This is a genomic window from Prevotella sp. P4-51 (assembly GCF_002251455.1).
GTDB lineage: Bacteria > Bacteroidota > Bacteroidia > Bacteroidales > Bacteroidaceae > Prevotella.
This window is the reverse complement of record NZ_NPJM01000022.1, coordinates 1-779: the sequence shown is the minus strand read 5'-3', so window position 1 is coordinate 779 and position 779 is coordinate 1. Positions and strand designations below refer to the sequence as shown.

General features: G+C 29.8%; 1 protein-coding gene. It reads left to right on the top strand.

The window, feature by feature from the left end; translation table 11 throughout:
- Positions 1-778 (top strand): glycosyltransferase family A protein (locus CIK94_RS02595; protein ID WP_144008277.1); only part of this gene is annotated, 778 nt, incomplete at its 5' end.
- Between the last annotated feature and the right edge of the window lies 1 nt (position 779).

Sequence of the window (779 nt, the reverse complement as noted above, 5' to 3'; positions counted from 1 at the left end):
CTTTAAGCCTCACGAATACCTTTATGAGTGTTTGGATGCTTTGAATAAGCAGACTTTGGACCATAAAGAGTTTGAAGTTATTATAATTCTTAATGGTTGTAATGAACCTTATCATTCATCTATAACTAAGCACCTTTTGTTACTGGGTGGTCTCAATCTACGATTATTACAAACTGATGTTCCTGGCGTTTCAAATGCCCGTAATATAGGAATAGAAAATGCCAAGGGAAAATATATAACATTTATAGATGATGATGATTTGATTTCTCCGACATATCTTGATGATTTGTTAGCTGTAAGTTCTCCAACTTGTATAGGATGTGCCAATTCTTATGCTTTTGTGGATGATATTTCTGAGAAAAGAGATAATTTTATGTCAAAAGCATTTGAAAAATGCAAAGCCTTGTCCTTTTCTTTATTTAACTATCGTCAATTTTTATCACCACCTTATGTGAAATTGATTCATCGAGATATTATTGGTATGAATCGTTTTCCTATTACATTAAAGAAAAGTGAAGACTCTGTCTTTTGTCTTTTACTGTCTCCTAAAATAAGAAAAATGGCATTGGCTTCAAATTCTGCTATTTATTATCAAAGAATACGAAATGGTTCTGCTATGAGAGCAAAACATTCTTTTAGTAATGAGTTAATTCAATTGTTAAAGTTAGAATTTGTGTATCTAAGAGTATGGATTAAAAATCCATTTGCTTATAATTTAAAATTCTTTATATCAAGAATTATTGCTGGTGTTAGAAATTTTTTGTTTTATATAAGATGAA